This is a genomic window from Thiolapillus sp., assembly GCF_048562965.1.
GTDB lineage: Bacteria > Pseudomonadota > Gammaproteobacteria > Chromatiales > Chromatiaceae > Thiolapillus > Thiolapillus brandeum_A.
In genome coordinates, this window is sequence record NZ_JBHNMF010000603.1 from 1 (window position 1) to 1,894 (window position 1,894).

General features: G+C 50.1%; 3 protein-coding genes. All 3 read right to left on the reverse strand.

The window, feature by feature from the left end; genetic code table 11:
* Positions 1-5: 5 nt before the first annotated feature.
* On the reverse strand, positions 6-866 hold the full coding sequence (locus ACOCD2_RS18230; RefSeq protein WP_293649965.1) for a hypothetical protein: 861 nt from the start codon (positions 864-866) through the stop codon (positions 6-8).
* Positions 867-941: 75 nt separating this feature from the next.
* Positions 942-1,580, reverse strand: coding sequence for a DUF4400 domain-containing protein (locus ACOCD2_RS18235; RefSeq protein ID WP_293675004.1), 639 nt, complete (start codon positions 1,578-1,580; stop codon positions 942-944).
* A 9-nt stretch (positions 1,581-1,589) separates the two neighbouring features.
* Positions 1,590-1,894, reverse strand: a 305-nt coding sequence (locus ACOCD2_RS18240; RefSeq protein WP_293680738.1) for a hypothetical protein, incomplete at its 5' end; no start/stop codon positions are given.

Here is a 1,894-nt window from a genome sequence, read left to right on the forward strand (position 1 = left end):
TTTCGTTAAAGCGAATCCGGATCAACACCGTTAAATTCTAGGGTTGCACGGATATTGTTAAGCACATGCGCCGTGCGACGCTCGGTTTTGAACGAGTGCTCCATCAATATGGCTTCTTTGAAAAGCGGGATCAGCAACTGGTTTGCCTGTTTAGCCAGTTCCGGCGTTTCGAGGCGAATCGTCCAGATTTGGGATGAACGAATGTGGGTTGCGATACCGGATTCCTTCAGCATCCGGTTCCAATCAGGAACCCCGGGAAACCGATTCCCCTTGGTTTTTCTGCCCCGAAGCTTGTACACAATCGACCGGTTCAGTGTCTTGGCTGTGCCACTGAGGGCGTGGACCAGTGCAATCGCGCCATATTTTGTGGACTCCAACACACCCGTTCCATCCGGCATGTATTCGATGTTGATATGCGTAGATGGTGGATATGGCCACTGCAAGGGGTCTTTGAGACTGGCCAAAGCACTGGCCAATATGGGCAGTAGCCCGGCATGGATGATATTGGCAGAAACCTGGTGAAACACCGGGATGACAATCTTGCCTTTCTTCCTGTCATGGTAGGCGTCTTCGTATCCCGTCAACGCGTTGACCCAAGGCACATGACGTGGAAACTTACTGTTTCTCGTCATGGACGAACCGGTCAGCACATAGTTGACGTCATCAGGTGTTTCAAACTCGTGCTCGAGATGGATGGGGCCATAATCACCGGGTTCGACCAGACGGATATCCGGCCGGTCCAAATATGATAGATTGATGCGCTGTATCTTGGCGTCTTTACGACGCCGGTATTCCTCGATTTCCTTGGCGATTCCTTCTTCGTCGAGCTTGCGAGGTTTGTGTTCGTAGGGTGTTTTGGGTGACATTTATCAATTCTCCTGGGCATGGTCGATACCCCGTTGTCTTATTAAAAAACCATTGACCAATGGTTTTGTCAGCGCTCAGATATCCTTCTGCACATTGGCGAGAATTACGCTGAACATCAGTATACAGCAAAGAATCAGAATAAGCGGCAAAAGTGGGTTGACCGCAAAAGGGCTGACAAGTGCGGCGGTCATCATAAACAATGAAATGACTATCGCCAAAGTCGCATATTTCAAGCGAATTGAACTACTTGTGAGGTGGGCCACAATCTTGACTTTTCGCATCATCACGCCGTCGATAATAGCCGGAATGATAAGCAGCAAGGCGGCCGGCAGCCACATCCACCAGACCTGAAGACGAACAATGATCTGATACACGACCGCCCAGAAGGTCCCCAGTGACCCCTCTACATGGCTGAACACCGAATCGCTTACCGGCCCAAGGTCCAGTCCCCCGCTGTGGTTGTTTTGCGGCAGCAGCATCTGATACAGGCTGTCTTGAATCCCGGTTTTCACAAACCAGCGGGTATAGATATCGTCCGCACGTTTGCGGATATTTTGTGCGGTCTGGTGGCCAAAAACGCGTTCATTCTTGAACGTCTCCTCCTGGATGTTCTGGACTATCCAGGATTGTTTAACCACCGCACTGACAATCAGCACTTCTACGAGAAGCAGTAACATGCCAATGAAGAACCACTTGAATGTGCCGCTAAGCATAACAGCCCCCTACTCTACCGGCTTTGGATATGGTTTGACGCAGATTCCATCTGCAACGCACCGCGTTGACGAAAAATCAATGACCTGTTCCCGAAATTGCAGTCGGAAACGCTCGGCATCGTCGGAAGAAAAAAGCAGATTTGACGGCTGAATGGTATAAAGAGGGTGCATCTTCAGCCATTCCTCCAATGTTTCTTCCAGCGGATTCCAGACGGTTCCAGATGTATTGCATGTTACCGTCAGGCACAGCAGGCGTGGAATCGGGTCAATCGTTCGGCTGATGAAACAATCAATTATGCAGTTGTCATTCTGAC